The organism is Paracoccus sp. TRP (assembly GCF_000185925.1).
In the GTDB taxonomy this organism is placed as follows: domain Bacteria; phylum Pseudomonadota; class Alphaproteobacteria; order Rhodobacterales; family Rhodobacteraceae; genus Paracoccus; species Paracoccus kondratievae.
The window spans coordinates 1-17,582 of record NZ_AEPN01000021.1 but is presented as its reverse complement, the minus strand read 5'-3'; the positions used below and the strand labels follow the sequence as shown (position 1 = coordinate 17,582).

At 62.4% G+C, this 17,582-nt stretch carries 16 protein-coding genes and 2 riboswitches; of the genes, 6 read left to right on the top strand and 10 right to left on the bottom strand.

From position 1 onward, the window contains the following. Positions 1-411: 411 nt before the first annotated feature. Entirely contained in the window at positions 412-1,887 is a 1,476-nt protein-coding gene (locus PARACOCCUSGL_RS0112270; RefSeq protein ID WP_010396947.1) for a nucleobase:cation symporter-2 family protein, read from the bottom strand. A gap of 208 nt (positions 1,888-2,095) precedes the next feature. Between PARACOCCUSGL_RS0112270 and PARACOCCUSGL_RS0112265 the strand changes: the two genes are divergently transcribed. Together PARACOCCUSGL_RS0112265 and PARACOCCUSGL_RS0112260 are read left to right on the top strand one after the other, a co-directional pair. Continuing rightward, the gene (locus tag PARACOCCUSGL_RS0112265; protein WP_010396945.1) at positions 2,096-2,497 is read left to right on the top strand and encodes a GFA family protein; all 402 of its coding nucleotides are present in this window, start codon (positions 2,096-2,098) and stop codon (positions 2,495-2,497) included. A gap of 81 nt (positions 2,498-2,578) precedes the next feature. Next, a riboswitch (FMN riboswitch) is annotated at positions 2,579-2,707 on the top strand. 71 nt (positions 2,708-2,778) lie between these two features. Further along, entirely contained in the window at positions 2,779-3,216 is a 438-nt protein-coding gene (locus tag PARACOCCUSGL_RS0112260) for a 6,7-dimethyl-8-ribityllumazine synthase (protein WP_010396943.1), read from the top strand. A 46-nt stretch (positions 3,217-3,262) separates the two neighbouring features. Here PARACOCCUSGL_RS0112260 and PARACOCCUSGL_RS0112255 read toward each other — a convergent pair whose 3' ends face one another. The 7 genes from PARACOCCUSGL_RS0112255 to PARACOCCUSGL_RS0112220 all read right to left on the bottom strand — a co-directional run bounded on the left by PARACOCCUSGL_RS0112255 (position 3,263) and on the right by PARACOCCUSGL_RS0112220 (position 10,824). Continuing rightward, positions 3,263-4,774: a phosphomannomutase gene (locus PARACOCCUSGL_RS0112255; RefSeq protein WP_010396941.1), complete on the bottom strand. Its 1,512-nt coding sequence runs from the start codon at positions 4,772-4,774 to the stop codon at positions 3,263-3,265. Between the two features lie 23 nt (positions 4,775-4,797). Then, a complete protein-coding gene (locus PARACOCCUSGL_RS21255; protein ID WP_255348782.1) occupies positions 4,798-5,121 on the bottom strand; it encodes a hypothetical protein in 324 nt (107 codons plus the stop codon). Between the two features lie 643 nt (positions 5,122-5,764). Next, on the bottom strand, positions 5,765-6,211 hold the full coding sequence (locus tag PARACOCCUSGL_RS0112240; RefSeq protein WP_010396934.1) for a pseudoazurin: 447 nt from the start codon (positions 6,209-6,211) through the stop codon (positions 5,765-5,767). Between the two features lie 3 nt (positions 6,212-6,214). After that, positions 6,215-6,982, bottom strand: a complete 768-nt coding sequence (locus PARACOCCUSGL_RS0112235) for an ABC transporter ATP-binding protein (RefSeq protein ID WP_010396932.1) — start codon at positions 6,980-6,982, stop codon at positions 6,215-6,217. Continuing rightward, positions 6,979-8,019, bottom strand: coding sequence for an iron ABC transporter permease (locus tag PARACOCCUSGL_RS0112230; protein WP_010396929.1), 1,041 nt, complete (start codon positions 8,017-8,019; stop codon positions 6,979-6,981). Before PARACOCCUSGL_RS0112230 ends, PARACOCCUSGL_RS0112235 begins: the two co-directional genes overlap by 4 nt. Next, positions 8,016-9,035 (bottom strand): ABC transporter substrate-binding protein, encoded by a 1,020-nt coding sequence (locus PARACOCCUSGL_RS0112225; RefSeq protein WP_010396927.1) that lies wholly within the window; start codon positions 9,033-9,035, stop codon positions 8,016-8,018. The genes PARACOCCUSGL_RS0112230 and PARACOCCUSGL_RS0112225 overlap by 4 nt, the downstream gene beginning before the upstream one ends. A 167-nt stretch (positions 9,036-9,202) precedes the next feature. Further along, a riboswitch (cobalamin riboswitch) is annotated at positions 9,203-9,404 on the bottom strand. A 205-nt stretch (positions 9,405-9,609) separates the two neighbouring features. Continuing rightward, entirely contained in the window at positions 9,610-10,824 is a 1,215-nt protein-coding gene (locus tag PARACOCCUSGL_RS0112220; protein ID WP_010396925.1) for a metallochaperone AztD, read from the bottom strand. A 593-nt stretch (positions 10,825-11,417) separates the two neighbouring features. On the opposite strand from PARACOCCUSGL_RS0112220, the gene PARACOCCUSGL_RS0112215 reads away from it, so the two are divergent. Next, positions 11,418-12,362 (top strand): pirin family protein, encoded by a 945-nt coding sequence (locus PARACOCCUSGL_RS0112215; RefSeq protein ID WP_010396914.1) that lies wholly within the window; start codon positions 11,418-11,420, stop codon positions 12,360-12,362. 23 nt (positions 12,363-12,385) lie between these two features. Here PARACOCCUSGL_RS0112215 and PARACOCCUSGL_RS0112210 read toward each other — a convergent pair whose 3' ends face one another. Continuing rightward, the gene (locus PARACOCCUSGL_RS0112210) at positions 12,386-13,291 is read right to left on the bottom strand and encodes a LysR family transcriptional regulator (protein ID WP_010396911.1); all 906 of its coding nucleotides are present in this window, start codon (positions 13,289-13,291) and stop codon (positions 12,386-12,388) included. A gap of 159 nt (positions 13,292-13,450) precedes the next feature. Here PARACOCCUSGL_RS0112210 and PARACOCCUSGL_RS0112205 point away from each other — a divergent pair, with 159 nt between their 5' ends. Both PARACOCCUSGL_RS0112205 and PARACOCCUSGL_RS0112200 read left to right on the top strand, forming a co-directional pair. Further along, positions 13,451-13,708 (top strand): hypothetical protein, encoded by a 258-nt coding sequence (locus PARACOCCUSGL_RS0112205; RefSeq protein ID WP_010396909.1) that lies wholly within the window; start codon positions 13,451-13,453, stop codon positions 13,706-13,708. Between the two features lie 238 nt (positions 13,709-13,946). Next, positions 13,947-14,804 (top strand): DUF2189 domain-containing protein, encoded by an 858-nt coding sequence (locus PARACOCCUSGL_RS0112200; RefSeq protein WP_029372160.1) that lies wholly within the window; start codon positions 13,947-13,949, stop codon positions 14,802-14,804. A 20-nt stretch (positions 14,805-14,824) separates the two neighbouring features. Here the strand turns inward: PARACOCCUSGL_RS0112200 and PARACOCCUSGL_RS0112195 are convergent, their stop codons facing one another. Further along, on the bottom strand, positions 14,825-15,712 hold the full coding sequence (locus PARACOCCUSGL_RS0112195; RefSeq protein WP_010396906.1) for a LysR family transcriptional regulator: 888 nt from the start codon (positions 15,710-15,712) through the stop codon (positions 14,825-14,827). Between the two features lie 127 nt (positions 15,713-15,839). Between PARACOCCUSGL_RS0112195 and ampC the strand changes: the two genes are divergently transcribed. Continuing rightward, on the top strand, positions 15,840-16,994 hold the full coding sequence (gene ampC, locus PARACOCCUSGL_RS0112190) for a class C beta-lactamase (protein ID WP_010396905.1): 1,155 nt from the start codon (positions 15,840-15,842) through the stop codon (positions 16,992-16,994). Positions 16,995-17,582 lie beyond the last annotated feature (588 nt).

Sequence of the window (17,582 nt, the reverse complement as noted above, 5' to 3'; positions counted from 1 at the left end):
GGAGAGCATCTCATCCGCCGCGCGATCAGCCCGATCAGACGGGCAGGGCAGGGCCTGTCCGGGGCGGATTCAGGCCTGGGTTCATGTGAAATGCAAACAGGCTGAAAACTGCGGATATGAGCATATAAGATATTGTAAATATGCTGAATTTAAAACGCAGCCGATTGAGTAAGAAAGCCACAGAAAGGGGCGCACAGCGTCGCAGACAGAATAACATCCCTCATCAGAAAGCGCCAGCAAGGAACTGAAGTTGTGGGTTCTGGTGCCCGGACTTTCAGTCGGGCCCTTTGTCGCAAAGCCGACGCCCCCCCATTGATCTTAACTAATCCGATTCGTGAATCAGTCGCCACAAAAGCAAAGGACCGGGGAGGTACGCCTCCTCGGTCCTCTGCAATCCGCCTGCGGACATCTTCAGTGATGGCCAACGGCAATCAGCGGTACCTCATTGCCTTCGGCGTCGTAAAGTTTGCCGTTGACATAATAATCCCCGTCCTGCAGCTGCGCGATATCGGCATAGCGGATCGTCCGTTCAGAAGCCGCGCCAAAGACCGAGGGCTGATCGGGGTTGCCCGAGGTGAAGTGGTTGAAGAGCAGGTTCAGCGTGATCGCCATCAGCGCCGAAGAGCTGATCCCCGAATGGAAGATCGTCTCGACCCAGGCCGGGAACTGATCATAAAAACCAGGCAGCACGATCGGGATGGTGCCAAAGCCGATTGATGTCGCGACGATGATCAGGTTCATGTTGTTGGCGTAATCCACCCGCGACAGGGTGCGGATACCGCTGGCGGTGACGGTGCCGAAAAGAACGATCCCCGCGCCGCCCAGAACCGGGCTGGGGATGGCCGCGACGACCCGGCCCATGATCGGGAAAAGTCCCAGCGCGACAAGGATCAGCCCGCCGGTGGCGACGACATAGCGGCTCTTGACCCCGGTGACGGCGACAAGGCCGACGTTCTGGGCGAATGCGCTTTGCGTGAAAGAGCCAAAGACCGGCGCGAGCATGCTCGACAGCATATCTGCACGCAGCCCGTCCCCCAGACGCCGCGAATCGACCTTGGTGCCGACGATCTCGCCCACGGCAAAAATATCGGCCGAGGTCTCGACCAGTGTCACCAGGATGACGATGAACATCGAAATGATCGCTGCCACGCCAAAGGTCGGATAGCCAAAGTGAAAGATCTGGGGCAGGGCAAAGACCGGTCCTTCGGACACGCGCGAGAAATCGGTCATGCCAAAAGCATAGGCGATCAGCGTGCCGATCACCAATGCCAGCAGGATGGACAGCCGCGAAATCGCCGCGTTGCCGACCTTGCTTAGCAATAGCACGATCACCATGGTCACGGCGGCAAGCAGGATATTGGCCTGACTGCCGAAATCGGCTGCGGCGCGATTGCCGCCCATGGCCCATGACCCCGCGACCGGCATCAGCGTCAGACCGATGGTGGTGATGACGATGCCCGCGACCAATGGCGGAAAAAACCGCGTGATGCGGGAAAAGACAGGTGTGATCAGCAGCCCCAACAGGGATGAGGCGATGACCGCGCCAAAGATCGCCTGTATCCCGCCATTGCCCGAAATCGCGATCATTGTGGCGACACCTGCAAAGGACACGCCCTGCACCAGCGGCAACTGGCAGCCAAAGAACGGCAGGCCGATGGTTTGCAGGATGGTCGCGGCTCCGCCGGCAAAAAGCGAGGCCGTGATCAGCAGGCCGATGTCGCTTGCCGATAGCCCCGCTGCTTGCCCGACGATCAGGGGAACGGCGACGATGCCGCCGTACATGGTCAGGATGTGCTGGATGCCATAGGCCAGATTCGCAAAAAGGCTCAGCCTTTCATCCTCTGGCCGTAATGCAATTTTGGTCCTGGCAGTCGCTGGGTGTTCCAAGGCGTTCTCCCCCTCTTTCCGCAAATTTGCTCTCTCCCCTTGAGGTTTGGGGAACTTATAGGGATCCGGCGGGGACGACCTTAAAGGAAACCTTTATGCTGAGTTAAGATTTGTTAAAAACTGAACTGTTCACCTCGCGGCGCCCGGCCCCGCTCCCGGTTGGCAAGCCGTGCGCGCAGTGCCAGGCTGCCTGTTGATGGAGGAAATCATGGAGCGATTCACCGGCGGTTGCCTGTGCGGAGATGTCCGCATCGAGGCAAGGGGCCAGCCTTCCCGCGTCGGCCTATGCCACTGTCTTGACTGTCGCAAGCATCATGGTGCGGTTTTCGCCGCCTATGCGATCTTTCCGGATGCGGCGGTGACGGTCAGGGGGAAAACCCGCGACTTTGCCGGCCGGTTCTTTTGCCCGCGCTGCGGCTCTTCGGTCTTTGCGCGCACCGGCGATGAGGTCGAAATCGGCCTTGGTGCTCTCGACAGTCCCGGCCAGCTTGGCCCCAGCTATGAGCTATGGACCATCCGGCGCGAATCCTGGCTGCCGCCGTTCCCAAAGCTAAAGGGTTATCCCCGTGACCGCGATCCGATCAGTCATGACGAAGGCGGGGCGTCGTGAACGATCCATGTGATTGACGATCCGGTCCGATATCCGTGTTGCGGCGGCTCTTGCCTTTGCCGGCACGGGCCGCAATATTGCGCCTGTTCTCGGGGCGGGGTGAAACTCCCCACCGGCGGTGATAGCCCGCGAGCGCCTGCATTCCGCAGGGTCAGCAGATCCGGTGAAATTCCGGGGCCGACGGTATAGTCCGGATGAAAGAGAATGGACGGACCGACGCTTTGCGTGTCGGCACCGGCCGCGATCGCCTTGGGACCGTTCTGGATACAGGAGGTTCCTAAATGACCCAAAAACTGAAAATTGCCTTTATCAAGGCGCGTTGGCACGCTGATATCGTCGATCAGGCGCTGATCGGCTTTCGGCAGGATATGCAGCAATCGGACCGGGAGACCGAGATTGTGACCTATGACGTGCCTGGCGCGTTCGAAATGCCGCTGCTGGCTAAAAAGCTTGGCCAGTCGGGCGATTTTGATGCCATCGTCGCTGCCGCGCTGGTGGTTGATGGCGGCATCTATCGCCATGATTTTGTCGCGCAAGCGGTGGTTTCGGGGCTGATGCAGGCGCAGATGGAAACGGGGATACCGACATTCTCGGTCAGCCTGACCCCGCATAACTTTCAGCCAAGCGCCGAGCATCACGGCTTTTTCCATGCTCATTTCGTGAAAAAGGGCGCCGAGGCGGCTCAGGCCGTCCGCCAGATTGCTGATCTGAAAATCTGATCCTGAAAACCTGATCCCCGCCGCCCGGGTTGCCCGGCGGCGGGGATCAGGTCCCCTGCCGCGCCCGCGGGGCCAGCCGGTCGCGGACCAGCGCCAGCGCCTGGGCGTTCAGCGCGCTGGCCCGTGCCTCACTCTCTGCCTCGGTATAGACACGCAGTTCGGGTGCATTGCCCGAGGGCCGCAGGTGGATGATCGCGCCGCCCTCGAAATGCATACGCAGCCCGTCGGTCTGGTCGATACGGGACAGGGCCCCACCAGCAAGGCCCGCGAATTCTGCGTCGATCCGGGCGCGCTGTTCGGTCTCGGATCCCAAGGTCAGCCAGGCAAGGATCGCCTGAGAGTCGCTGGTCGGAAAGTCCTTCAGCCGGTCGCTGAAGGTCACACGTGGGGGCAGATCGGCGCAAAGCTCGGCCAGACTGCGCTGCTTTGCAGCGGCCAGGACGCTGACGACGGGCAGGACTGCATCGCGCGTCGGCAGGGCCGGGATTTCTTGTCCGTCACGGGCGATATCACTACCAAGCAGAAAGCCGCCGTTCGCCTCATAACCGCAGACGATGCCTGCGCCGTCCTGTCCGGCCTCATCCATCGCGGCGATGACATAGGGCGATCCGATGCGGGTGCGGATGGTGCGGGCGAAAGCGCCGCTCAGCTCCAGCGCAGTATTGCTGCTGACAGGGGTGACCACGCAATCCGCGCCAAGCGCCCGGGCGCAAAGCAGCCCAAGGATATCGCCGCGCAACCATTCCCCACGATGATCGGCAAGCAAAGGCCGGTCGGAATCGCCATCCGTCGAGATGATGGCGTCAAGTTGATGCTCGGAGGCCCATTCGCGGGCAAGTGCGATATCCTCGGGACGCAGCGCCTCGGTGTCAACGGGGATGAAACTGTCCGATCGGCCCAAAGGCACGACCTCGGCCCCAAGAGCGGCAAGGATCCGGGCGATAATATCGCGCCCCACGGCCGAGTGCTGGTATAGCCCAAGCCTCAGCCCCGCCAGTGCCTCGGGTCCAAAGAAGTCGACATAGCGGCGGACATAGCCCTGTGTGATATCGACAGGCTCGCCCAAGGGGGGCGGGTTGATCAGCGCGCCATCCGCATCAAAGCGCGCGCGGTCCAGCGTCAGCACCTGACGGGTCATTCCGGCCTCGTCAGGTTTCAGAATCTCGCCTTTCGCGCGGTGGAACTTGATGCCATTGCGGTCGTCGGGGATATGGCTGCCCGTGACCATCAGCGAGGGGATGGCGCGGGCAAAGGCGTAATCGGCCAGCGCGGGGGTCGGGACATGACCACAAAAGACCGGCTCGCCGCCTTCGTCGCGGATGGCCGCGGCACAGGCGCGCAGGATGTGCGGGGTCGAGGGGCGCAGATCGCCCGCCAATGCGACCTTGGTGCCGGGCCGGAACTCGCCGACATCACGCAGGTGACGCAAAAAGCCCTGCGTATAGCCATAGGCGACGCGGTCGGTCAGGGCGCTGACCAGTCCGCGCGCTCCGCTTGTGCCGAAACCCACGCCGCTTTCCGCCATCAGGTCGCTGGTGGTAAAGGGTTTTTCAGTCATGGTCGAACCTCGATGCAGGACGGTCAGTCCAGCGATTCGACAAGCGCGCCGGGCCGGACAGTGGCGAAACCGACGGCGCTGTCGGCAATGTCATAGGGCATGAACAGATGCCCGGGCATGGACCAGTGCGCCGCAGGTATAAACGATATTGGGCACATGACTTCGCGCCCGGCATCCGAAGGCGAAAGCAGCGGCACCCGTGACCGACCCAATACGCGGGTGGGATCGGCCTTGTCCAGCAGCATCGCCCCGATGCAATATTTACGCATGGCGCCGACGCCATGGGTCAGGATCAGCCAACCCTCGTCCAGTTCGACCGGAGCCCTGCAACTGCCGATCTGCGCCAGTTCCCATGGGTACAGGGGGCTGCGGTCCTTTCGCCTTCGGGCCTGTGAAGCAGGTCGTCCGAGCGGATCGGGAACAGGTTTTCATTGTCCTGTCGCGCGATCATGCCGGAATGCCTGTCCAGCCGGCGGGGGAACAGCGCCGTCCCCTTGTTGCGGCTGGACGGACCGGTCAGAGGCCGCAGCCGGAACCGGCGGAAATCATGGGTGATAAGCAGCTCTGAAGTGATGGCTGTGCCGCTATAGGCGTAAGGCGCCGGGGCGGGGTATCGGCGACATACCACCATCCGTGCTTTCGCCCCGCGCCCCGCTGTGGGTGCACCTGAATGGAAAGCGGCTCATTGGTTTGCAGCCATTTGACGACCAGCCCCGTCTTGGCTGCGTCAAAGATCATCTCGCCCAGCGGCTGGGCGTCCGAAGGGGCCGGAATACCGTCATCGCGGCCCCAGGGCTTTGCCCAATATTGCGGCGTCAGCCGCTTTGCGCGATGGGAAAGGGTTGAGGATGGAGGGTGAAATTCGGTCCTTGTCTTGTGCGTCTCGATCAGCATCGGCCCGGTCTCCCAAACAGATGATGGTGGATGACGAACATGAAGAGATTGGAATCGCAGGATAATCCTGCCATCCGGGCCTAAGATGGTGGCCGGTCAGCCTTTTTCAGGAGGGGGAGGGGGCGCCCTTGGCGTACGGCGTGCCAATATCTCATCAAACCGCGCGCGTGACTTTGGCGGCAGATCGTCGGGCAGGGCGGGGGCGTGGGCCTCGCCCACCTCGATCAGCATCACCATGCCCATGGCGAAATGCGGGCTGCACTTGATGCCATAGCTGCCGGGGACGGTCAGGGTGACGCTGAAATCCTCATTGATCCGGGATTTGAAAGGCTTGGCCCCTTCGGGGATCATCCCGTCGATGGACGCGGCATTATGGCCAGGCTGGGTCGGGACAAAGCGTACCGTGTCGCCCGGCGCAATCCGCAGAAACGATGGCTCATAGACCATCACGCCCCGGTCCGAACGGTTGAACATCCGCACCTCATGGGTTTCGGCAAGGACGGGTGTGCCCAGCAGCATGAAGGCAAGAAGGGCGGATTTCATCAGTCACTCCTCAAGACAGCGGAAACGGAAAAGGACGGTGTCGTCGACAGGATCGGTCAAAGCTGTCGCGCCAACGCGAAAGGTTTTGGCCAGCTGTTCAGGGGTCAGGACTTTGGCGGGCGGACCGCAGGCGATCAGCCGGCCCTGGGCCATGACGCCGATACGGTCACAGCCCAATGCCTGATTAAGGTCATGCAGCGCCAGAACCACGGTTACTGGCAGGCGGTGGACCAGCCGCAGCAGTGCAAGCTGGTGATGGATGTCCAGATGGTTTGTCGGTTCGTCCAGAAGCAGCAGGCGTGGGCGCTGGGCCAGAGCGCGGGCGATATGGACACGCTGGCGCTCTCCGCCTGAAAGGGTTTGCCATTGCGCCCCGGCCATATGCTCCATTCCAACCGCACATAGCGCATGCTCAACGATGGCCGCATCGCCCGCGCCAAAGGGGGACAGTGCTGACAGCCATGGTGTTCGACCCAGCCCGACCGCGTCGCGGACGGTAAGTGCCTCGGTCGTTTCGGCCTGTTGTTCGACAAAGGCGATCCGGCGCGCGACCTCGCGCCGGGACAGGCTGGCAAGCGGGGTCTCACCCAGCCACACCCTTCCGGCTGAGGGGGGCAACAGCCCGGCAATCAGCCGCAGCAGCGTGGATTTGCCCGAGCCGTTCGGCCCGATCAGGCCAAAGGTCTCGCCCGGCGCGATTTCCAGCGTCACACCCTCGACAATGGGACGGGTACCGGCCCTCCAGCCCAGATTGGCGGTCCTCAGTCTCATGTCCGGCCCCGGCTGCGGATCAGGATCAGGGCAAAGCCCGGTGCACCGACCAGCGCAGTTACCACGCCGATGGCTACCACCTGACCGGGGATCAGTATGCGTGACACAATGTCGGCCGCGATCAGAAAGACCGCGCCTGCAAGCGCCGACCATGGCACCAGCCGGCCATGCCGGGGGCCGACGGCAAAGCGCATGGCATGGGGCACGACCAGCCCGACGAAACCGATCGAGCCGACAAGGCTGACCATGGTCGCGGTCATCAGCGTGGTCGTGCCGATCAGCATCCCCTGCACCCGGCGCAGGGAAATGCCCAGTGCCGCTGCCGATTGCGCACCAAAGGAAAAGGCATCCAGCGCCCTTACATGCCAAAGGCAGGCCAGAAAGCCGATCAGGGCTGCCGGAGCCGCCAGCGACACATCCGGCCAGCGCACGCCCGACAGATTGCCGAGCAGCCAGAACATGATGCCCCTTGCCTGTTCGGCATTGGCCGACCTGGCGATGAAAAAGCTGGTCAGCGCGTTGAACAGCTGCGAACCCGCGATCCCCGCCAATACCAGCTGGGCGGGGCCGCCTCCGGCAGCTCGCGCCAGCGCCGCGACCAGGCCAAAGGCCAACAGCGCCCCGGCAAAAGCGCCCGATGACAGGCCCAGCGCGCCGCCGCCAAGGCCAAGGATCGTCACCGCGACCGCGCCGGTCGACGCCCCTGCTGATACCCCCAGCAGATAGGGGTCAGCCAGCGCGTTGCGGATCAGCGCCTGCAAAACCACCCCGGACAGCGCCAGTCCCGCGCCGCAGGCAGCCGCGACCAAAGTGCGCGGCATGCGATAATTCCAGATGATCGCCGCATTGATCGAGTCCACCGGATATCCGGCACCAAACAGCTTGTTGGCCAGCACCGCCAGCACGGTATCAGGCGGCAGGGGCATTTCGCCGATGATAACCCCGGCAAGGATCGCCACCGTCAAAAGGCTGCCTGCCAAGATCCATCGCCACGCGGGCGCGCGCGGGCGATAGCTGCGGACCGTCGCGACCGTCATTCGAGGTTAAAGGCCGGCAGCGCCCCGGCCAGTGTTTCAAGCGCCGAGACATTGCGGATCGAGGGGTCCATCGAATGGGCGTCAAGCACCACGATCCGGTCATTGCGAACCGCCTCCATCTGGCTGGTTACCGGGTCGGACTTCAGGAACTCGATCTTCCGTTCGTAATCGTCAGCCTCGAACCGGCGACGGTCCATCCGGGCGATGACGATGACCGAAGGATTGGCGCGGGCGATGGTCTCCCAGCTGACGGTCGGCCATTCCTCATCGCTTTCGATGACGTTCTTCAGCCCCAGTTTTTCCATCATATAGGCGGGTGGTCCCTTGCGGCCCGCGACATAGGGATCAACGTCCATCTCGGCCGACGAGAACCAGAACACGGCCGAGGCATCTTTCAGGTTCAGCGACCGGGCGTTTTCAACTGCCGCCGCCTCGCGCGCCTTCAGATCGGCGACCAGTGCCTCACCCCGTTCCGGCACGTCAAAAATCTGTGCCAGTTCAAGAACGCCGGCATGAACGGATTCCATCTGGAACATGGCATTGCGGGTCCCGTCCGAGCCGCTGCTGTTGTCTTTGTTCCAGCAGTCCGCGGGCAGCACATAGGTCGGGATGCCGACATCGGCAAATTGCTCACGCGTGGCGACGATTCCTTGAGGACCGATGTGCCATTCGTATTGCACAGTGACCAGGCCGGGCTTTTTCGCCACCACCGATTCAAAGCTCGGATCGTTGTCGGCCAGCCGCTCGATCGAGGCATTCACCTCGCGGTATTCGGGCAGGACCTCGCTGAACCAGACGGCAGTGCCCTGGACCTTGTCGGCCAGCCCCAGCGAATAAAGGATCTCGGTCGCGGCCTGTCCGACACTGACCACGCTGTCAGGTGCATGGCTGATGGTCAGATCGACGCCGCAGTTTTGCAGCCTCAGCGGATATTGGGTCTGTGCGCCTGCGGGCAGGGTGGCAAGGATCATGGTGGCCGCGCCAAGCAGCGCGGCAGTCAGTGTGCGGGCAAACATGAATTGTCTCCGGTTGTGAGGGCAGCCAGGGACGGGAGGAGAGGAGCGGCCCAAAAACTGACAAGCGCCCTTGCCTTGCGGCAGGGCCTGATGCTGGCTGGGACGGGCGCGGCAAGGCACCCTTTGGGCAAATTCATCGAACACCTCCCCGGACACCCCGCCCGGGCTGCGTTGAAACGGGTGTCGGCAGGTCTCCTGACTGGCGGGTCGCGGGGCTTTCCACGGCCTTCCCGTGGCGCATGGCCACAGTGGCATTTTCGTGGATGTCCTCGCCGCCTACAGTTGCGGGGGCAGTTCCGGTTCACCGGACAGGTCCGGTGGCGGATTCCCTTTCAATTCCATATGGAAACCGACACCGGGCAACTACCCGCCAAATTGCGGATGAACAAGGTAAATCTGGCTTCCATGGCAGGGACTGCCCCCACAGGCCGGGAAGGGCCAAGGAAAACCGCGTCAGGATGGGGGAGTGGTGTATCCTGTCGTGGCCTTTCCGGCCCTCGCATGATGCGCGTCACATAGAGCCCGGCCGGCGCATCTGAAATTGTCAGGTCATGAAAGCGGATCAGCTGTTATATCAGTGGGTTACGCCACTGCCGCCGACCACGGCAATGTTATATGGCCTGCCTTCGACCGGTACGGTGCCGACCTCGCTGAAATCCTTGGTCGAGATGCGCCGGATCAGCCCGGCATTCGGGTCGCTCAGCACGATCTCGTCCCCGGCGACGGCAATGCGCGGGCGCGGATCGTTCCAGTGGCCGTCCATCGAATATGGCGCGGTGACCTTGGTGCTGTCGCTGAGAGCGGCGTCAAGCAGGTTCACACGATGCAGGCTGCCATCTTCGGTCAGGACATAGCCTGTCGCGGGGCTGGCTGGGTCTAGCGCGAAATCCACCCGGCGGAACGGCAGGTCGATATAGCGATAATGCGGGGCCTCTTCGGGGTCGATGACAACCAGGCCCTTGGGTCCGAAATTGCCCAGAAAGATCTGCATCCCGGATGAGCCAAGCAGGGTCCCGGTGGTCACATCTTTGGGCAGATCCTCGGGATAGGGCAAAAGCCTGTATTCCGGCCCCTGATCACCCGCCTTGACGGTCAGCACGCCCTCTTTGCAACCGGCGGCCAGATAGGCGCCCGAGAAAGCCTCGCCATGGATGGCGGTGCAGGTGGCCAGATTGCCCGTGGGGTTGCCTTTGGCGTCAAAGGCTTGCAGGCCCAGACGCGGTACCGAGGCATCGCCCTCGACCGGTTCGTCCGAGGCGACGGTCGAAAGCCAGCTTTTTCCCAGTGGCGTGACAAAGCCATGATGGGCGCGGGCCTGTGGGAACTTCACCGGCTCGACCTTGCCCGCGGCCAGCGCGGCGCTGTCGAGAATCTCGGCATAGCTGCCCTTGTCATAATTCAGCACCACCTTGCCGTCGTGCGCGACAAGGTGAAAGGGCCGGGGTCCCGACAGGTGCAGGTCGATGGCTGCGGGTTCTTTGACCTCAAGGTCCTGATGATCGCCATGATCGTGCAGTGAGATACCGCTGCGGATGAATTGCACGGTATCGGCCTCGGACTGGACTGCGGCGACCACCGCACCGCCCGCGACCGGATAAAGCTTGACCTGTCCAGTGGTCTGGAAAGTCCAGCGATGCGCGGGCTTGGACAGGTCAAAGGCGGTGATCTGCCCTTTCTCATGATCGCCCACAAAGACACGGTAAACGGTGTCATCCTTGTGGTCATGGGCAATGCCGGTACCAGCAAGGATCAGGGTCAGGGCGCTGGCACCCGCAAATTGTCTGAGCATGATTAGCCTCCTTGGTCGTTCGGAATGGGTTGCGGTTAGCTTGCCCGGTTTCCGCTGGTCCCTGCAGGGCAGCAGGGACCGGCTGCAGAAAACTGCAGTTCCGGGGCGGGACCGGAGCATCGCTGGCGACGGACTCAGTTTAGTAATGTTATTACATTACCAAAATGGAACGACAAGAGACTTGCCTCGGGAAAATGCCGCCGGATCTGCGGATCAGGGGGAGCGCCGCTTGCTCCCGGACAAAACAGAGATCGCCATCGGAGCTTCCATGCGGCGGACAACATGTGTTCGCTGTAGCGAGGTTCTGAGCCCGCCTTTCACCATGATCGTGATACAGCATCACGCATGACCTGACGGGCAGGGCCGATCAGGAGCATTTCCGCGCCAGCGGCGGTTCAGTGCCAATTACCGCACAAAGGCTTGCCGGGGATAGGCCACAGAGCCGCCGAATGCTGGTCGAGAAGCGGGCGTCGCTGTCCGGCGGTGCGGGCAATGGCGGCGGTTTGGCTACGATCTCGACCACGCTGATGCGGTCCGTTGCAAGACCTGCTAGGCTGGCCCGGACATCGTCATAGCAAGAGCAGGAGGCTCGGATGAGCTGGAACCCCACTCAGAACCCGGATTGCCCCGAAAACATGGGTCTCGACTCGATCGAGACGCTGATCATCCCGCGCGCCCGCGATCTGGGCGGGTTCGAGGTGCGCCGCGCTTTGCCCGCGCCGCGCCGGCAGATGGTGGGGCCGTTCATCTTTTTTGACCAGATGGGCCCGGCCGAGTTCCTGACCGGGGGCGGCATCGACGTGCGGCCCCACCCTCATATCGGGCTGGCGACGGTGACCTATCTTTATCAGGGCGAGTTTCACCACCGCGACAGCACCGGGGCCGATCAGATGGTTTATCCGGGCGAGGTGAACTGGATGATCGCCGGCAATGGCGTCACCCATTCCGAACGCACCAGCGCCGAGATGCGCCAGCGTCCCGGTTCGCTCTTTGGGATCCAGACCTGGGTTGCGCTGCCTGAAAGCCAGGAGGACCGCCCCGCCGCCTTTGAACATCACGGCAAAGAAGCGCTGCCTTTCCTTGAGGCCGAGGGCAAGCAGGCCCGCCTGATCCTTGGGACGGCGTGGGGTGAACGCGCCCCGGTCAAGACCTTTACCGAGACCTTTTATGCCGATGTGATCCTGTCTGCGGGTGCCGCATTGCCACTGCCGGATGAGCATGAGGACCGCGGTGTCTATGTCGTCGAAGGCAGTATTCTGGTAGCGGGAGAGACCTTTGAGGCCGGTCGGATGATGGTGTTCCGCCCCGGTGACCACATCAGCCTGAAGGCGGGCGAGACGGGCGCGCGGCTGATGGTTCTGGGCGGCGAGACGATGAACGGGCCGCGCTATATTTCGTGGAACTTTGTCGCCTCGTCACGCGAACGGATAGATTCAGCCAAGCAGGCCTGGGCCGAGGGCGATTGGGATCACGGCCGCTTTCGCCTGCCCCCGGGTGATGAGAATGAATTCATCCCATTGCCTGACAGCCTGCGTTAAGCGGCTGTCGGCAGGCTGCGCTGTCACCAGATCTCTTGCTGGACATGCGTGACCAGCAGGTTCGTCAGCCAGTCGAGGCCCGGGTCCTCTAGCGTCCGGCGATGGCGTAACAGGCCATAGGGAAAGCTCGGGATTTCGACCGGCAGAGGGAAGGCCGCAAGGCGGAAGGTCTTGGCGATCGGCAAAAGCCGGCGGGGCAGGGCCATGATCAGCCGCGCGGGCGCCAGCGCCGCCATTGCCCCCGAATATGAGGGGCTGATCAGGGTGATCTGTTCCGATATCCCCAGCGCCGCCAGCGCCCTGTTGATCGGATTATGCGACATGCTGCCATAGGCGACGATGGCATGGGACTGCGCGACCCAGGTCTCGATGCCGATTTCTTGTCCACCAGCAAAGGGATGGTCCGGCCCGCAGACCCCGATCAGCGTTTCATCCAGCAGGGGGGTCAGCGACCAACCCTCCCCCGGCGGGCCTCCGGTCCAGAAACTTGCATCAAGATTGCCTGCCGACAGATCGGCAAGGTTTTCGGGATTGGCGGGTTGCAGTGCCAGTTTGACGCCTGGCGCCTCGCGCCGCAGGCGAGCGGAAAAACCCGGAATGATCGACAGCAGCGGATAATCCGAGGCCGCGATGCGAAAGCTGCGCTTACTTGCCTGTGGATCGAACTGTTCTGGCGCCAGCATGACGGCGGCCTGCTGCAAAAGGCTGCGCACCGGGTTGATCATCGCCAGCGTGCGCGATGTGGGGACAAGCCGGTTGCCTGACCTGACGAACAGCCGGTCCTTGGTCAGGTTGCGCAAACGTCCAAGGGCATGGCTGACAGCAGGCTGGCTAAGGTGCAGTTCCCGCGCTGCGTCCGAGACCGAGCCACGTCTGGCCACGGCATCAAGCACGGTCAGCAGATTCAGGTCCAGGCGCTTATTATTCATTTTGTGCATTCCGCATGCAACGTTACTTCATTTGAATTCGTTAACAAGCTGCTGCAAGAGAGTGATGCTTCTGCAGTATATGAATTTTCGGCCTGGGCGCATCTTCGCGGCCATGCCTTCACTTTTTCGAACGATATTTTGCAATGCGAGGAGAGATTAATGATTGAAGCGGTAAGCCTGCGCGCACGTCGCCGGTCGCCCGAGTTTCTGGGCAGCCCGGACATGGTCGCCTTTACGGTTGGGCAGATCGCCCTTGCATCCATCGCCGAGGATGGGGAAATTTCGCTGGAGGCCATGCGCCGGTATCTCTCTCAGATTGCATCGGGGACGGGACAGCTGACCACGCGGGTCAACACCGATATGGCGCTTGAGGCGCTGTGCTACATCGACGCCAGCCTGCGGGCGGCGGGCAAGTAGCTGGCAACAAAGGGCCTTGCGCGGGCATGGCCGCTGGCTGTGCCCGTCTGATTTCAGAAAATCGCAGCATTTATGCTGCCATGGCATGGGCATCCGATTAGATGGATGCAATTTCCGGCTGTATCTGCTAGACTGATACTGAGGACGGTTCGGCCCGGCATATGCACGGGCGGGGGCCGGGTTCTCTGGCTGATGCCTTGCCCGGTTCCGGGCCCTTCGGGAAAGGGAGGATGCAGCCATGCACCGAGAAACTATAGGAAATCCGTTAAGCTGGAGCGCGCAGAGGCTGGCCCTTGTGGGTCGTGGCGTCGGCGCGGCGGTCGATGGGATCGGCAGCCATGAGATGGCCCCACCCGCCGTCAACAAGATCGACGCCGAGGATATCGGCATCGCGTTGCGCAAGGGCATCGCCGATTTTGCCGCTCTGAGAACAGATGTGATCACGGCCGTCGCGCTTTATCCTGTGATCGGCTTTGTCCTGGCGGTCTGGGCCTTTCACGCAGGGCAAATGCATCTGCTTTTCCCGCTGGCCGCTGGCTTTCCGCTGATCGGCCCCGTCGCGGCAATCGGCCTGTATGAGATGAGCCGCAGGCGCGAACGGGGCGAAGAGGTCGGCTGGGGCGCGGCCCTCTCTGCCCTGACTGGTCGGGTGCTGGGGCCTGTTCTGGCATTGGGCATGCTGCTGGTCGCGATCTTTGTGCTGTGGCTATTCGCCGCGCATGAGATCTGGGCCGCGACGCTGGGGCCGATGCCACAGGAAAGCCTGCGCGCATTCCTGACCGCCACCTTTACCACCGAGGCGGGCTGGACCATGGCCGTGATCGGCATTCTTGTCGGATTTGTCTTTGCGGCGGTGGTGCTTTGCGTCAGCCTTGTGTCATTTCCGATGCTGATTGACCGATCGGTGGGCGTGCCTGTGGCGCTGGCAACCTCGCTTGCCGTCGCGCGTCGCAACCCGGGCGCGACCCTGCTATGGGGGGTGATCGTTGCCGTCTCGCTGCTTCTTGGGATGATTCCGTTTTTTGCCGGGCTGATCGTCGTGCTGCCCATCCTTGGCCACGCGACCTGGCACCTGTACCGCCGCGCGGTCGCCTGACTTCAGGGGGCGGCGTGTTTTCAGATTGCGCCGCTCTCATCTTCTGCGCAGGCTGCGGTCAGCCATTCGCGGAATGCGGCCTGCCCCGCGGTTTCGGGGCTGGCATGCAGCCGTGTCAGCCAGTAGTCACCAGCGGCAAGCACGGTATCAAAGGGTCGCACCAGCCGCCCGTTCTGCAGCCATGGCGCAAACAAAACAACCGGCACCAGCCCCGCGCCATACGAGCGCGCGGCCATTTCGGCAATCGCCAGTGAGCTGTCAAAGACCGGCCCGCGTAACAGTGGCGCGGGCAGGCCCTGACTGGCGAACCAGCGTTCCCATTCGCTGGCGCGGTAGGATCGCAGCAGGGGTATCGAAGGTAAGTCCTCGATCCAGCGCAGGCGGCCTGCTGTCTCGGGGCTGCAGACCAGCATCATCGCGCCACTCATCAGCCGGGTCGCGGCCACGCCATGCCAGCTGCCGTCGCCGAAACGGATCGCCAGATCCAGCCCTTCGCCAGCCAGGTCGACGCGGTTGTTGTTGGTGTGGATGCGCAGGTCAACCGAGGGGTGGAGGCGCTGGAAATCCTCGATCCGCGGGATCAGCCATTCGGTCGCAAAGCTGCTCACGACGCCAAGATTGATCGTCTCATGATAATGTCCCGAGGAAAAGCGATCGAGAGCGCCCGACATTTCGTCAAAGATCCGGGTCAGAACCGGGGCGAGCATGATCCCCTCTTCGGTCAGGACCAGCCCGCGCGGTACGCGGCGAAACAGGGTGACGCCCAGTCGCTCTTCTAACCCGCGGATCTGGTGGCTAAGCGCGGCTTGCGTCACGCAAAGCTCGATGGCGGCGCGGGTCAGGTTCAGGTGGCGCGAGGCCACCTCAAAGGCGCGCAGGGCATTCAGGGGCAGTTGTGGTCGGTCCATGAGATGAGATTAGATTATCTCATGACGAAAGTGAAATATGATCGTTTGTGCCCGCCGTTTGCTTTGTCTTAACTGGCAGACATGGCACGCGGCACAGCGTTTGCCCCAATTTTAACAGAGCAGAAACATGAAAATGAATTATGGATGTGCGGGCATTGGCCTGATCGCAGCGGCTTTGGCCGTGCCCGCATCGGCTATGACCGAGGCAGAGTTTCAGCAGGCGGCAAGCGAGATTTTCGCCCCCGTCATGTCAGAATACGACATTCCCGGGCTTGCTGTCGGTGTGACCTGGCAGGGACAGGACTATGTCTTTACCGCCGGTGTGGCCGACCGCGATGGCGGTGTCGCGGTGACGGACCGGACGATCTTCGAGCTGGGCTCGATCAGCAAGACCTTTAACGTGACCCTTGCCGCTTTGGCTGAGGTCGAGGGGCGCCTGTCACTTTCCGATTCCGTCGCGACCCATCTGCCCGACCTGAAGGGCAGTGCGATCGGAAAGGTTTCGTTGATGGATCTTGCCACCCATCAGACCAGCGGCCTGCCCATTCAGGTCCCCGATGAGGCCAGCGATGACGCCAGCCTGATGCGCTGGCTGCACGACTGGCAGCCCGTGCCGGGGGGTGAGAGGTCCTATTCCAATATCAGTATCGGCCTCTTGGGTCGTATCTCAGCCCAGTCCTTTGGCGCGACTTACGATAAGGCGCTGCAGGATCATGTCCTGAAACCGCTGGGGCTTGGCAGCACTTTTGTCGATGTGCCGCAGGCCGAGATGTCGCGCTATGCCTGGGGCTACTCGCGTCAGGATGATCGGGCTGTCCGCGTCAATCCGGGGATGCTGGATGACGAGGCTTACGGGATAAAGTCCGACCTGCGCGATATGCTGCGCTTTCTGCACCTTAACCTGGATGGGTCCGGGGCGCCGCCTGAGCTGCACAAGGCGATGGCACAGACCCATGCGGGCCAGACGGAAACGCAGTATTTTCAGCAGGCGATGATCTGGGAACGCTATCCGTGGCCGATGCCGCTAGATCAGATTCTGGCCGGTGCCGCGCCCGGGATGGCGATGAAAAGCCAACCTGCGACACGATTGCCGAAGCCAGCCCCGGGCGGTGAGGTGCTGCTTGGCAAGACCGGCTCGACGAACGGTTTTGGCGGTTATGTCGCGCTGATCCCGGGTGAGGATCTGGGTCTGGTGATCCTTGCCAACCGCAGCATCCCGAACCCGGCTCGGGTCGAGGCGGGGCTGGCGCTGATCAAGGCGGTGTTGCCGGCGGGCCAATAACCCAAGGTTCCTGCGGCGATGTGTCGGCTCTGGATGGACCGGCCCCTCATTACGTGAGGGGCCGTGCCGTTAGGTTCTGCTGGCGGAGGTGCATCCTGCGTGCCTGCGGTCACTCTCAGCCCGAGGGGCGCCCGTTGCCGGGCCGCCGGGCCCGGCTTTGTTATGCGTCCCGGGTGCCGTGCCTTATCCCACCTGATCGGCGGCGGTGACGTATCAGGCGGTCCGGCCATTGCTCTTTACAGAGGGATGGCCGGTACTTGGCCCCTCGCCACCAGCAACCTCATGGTATGGGGTCAGCCCATTGTATCGGCCTTCCAGGGTATGAACCTGCCCGGGAACAGAGGATACGGCTGCGCGCCATTCGAGGACCGGCTTTGCAATAGCCTCCCTGGTGGCGAAAACCGGGGTCGCTGTTCAGCTCTGGCGCGAGGGGCCGACCTTATGTGGTGTCCTGCCAGTCATTTCGTTTCTCATCTGCTTATGGGGCGCTGGGAGGTGAGATGCCTTTGTTTCCCTCAGCAAGGGTCTGACAAGCTTGCGTTTTCCCTCTGCGCTGGCGTCCAGCCGCCGCCTCAGGGTGGTGGATGA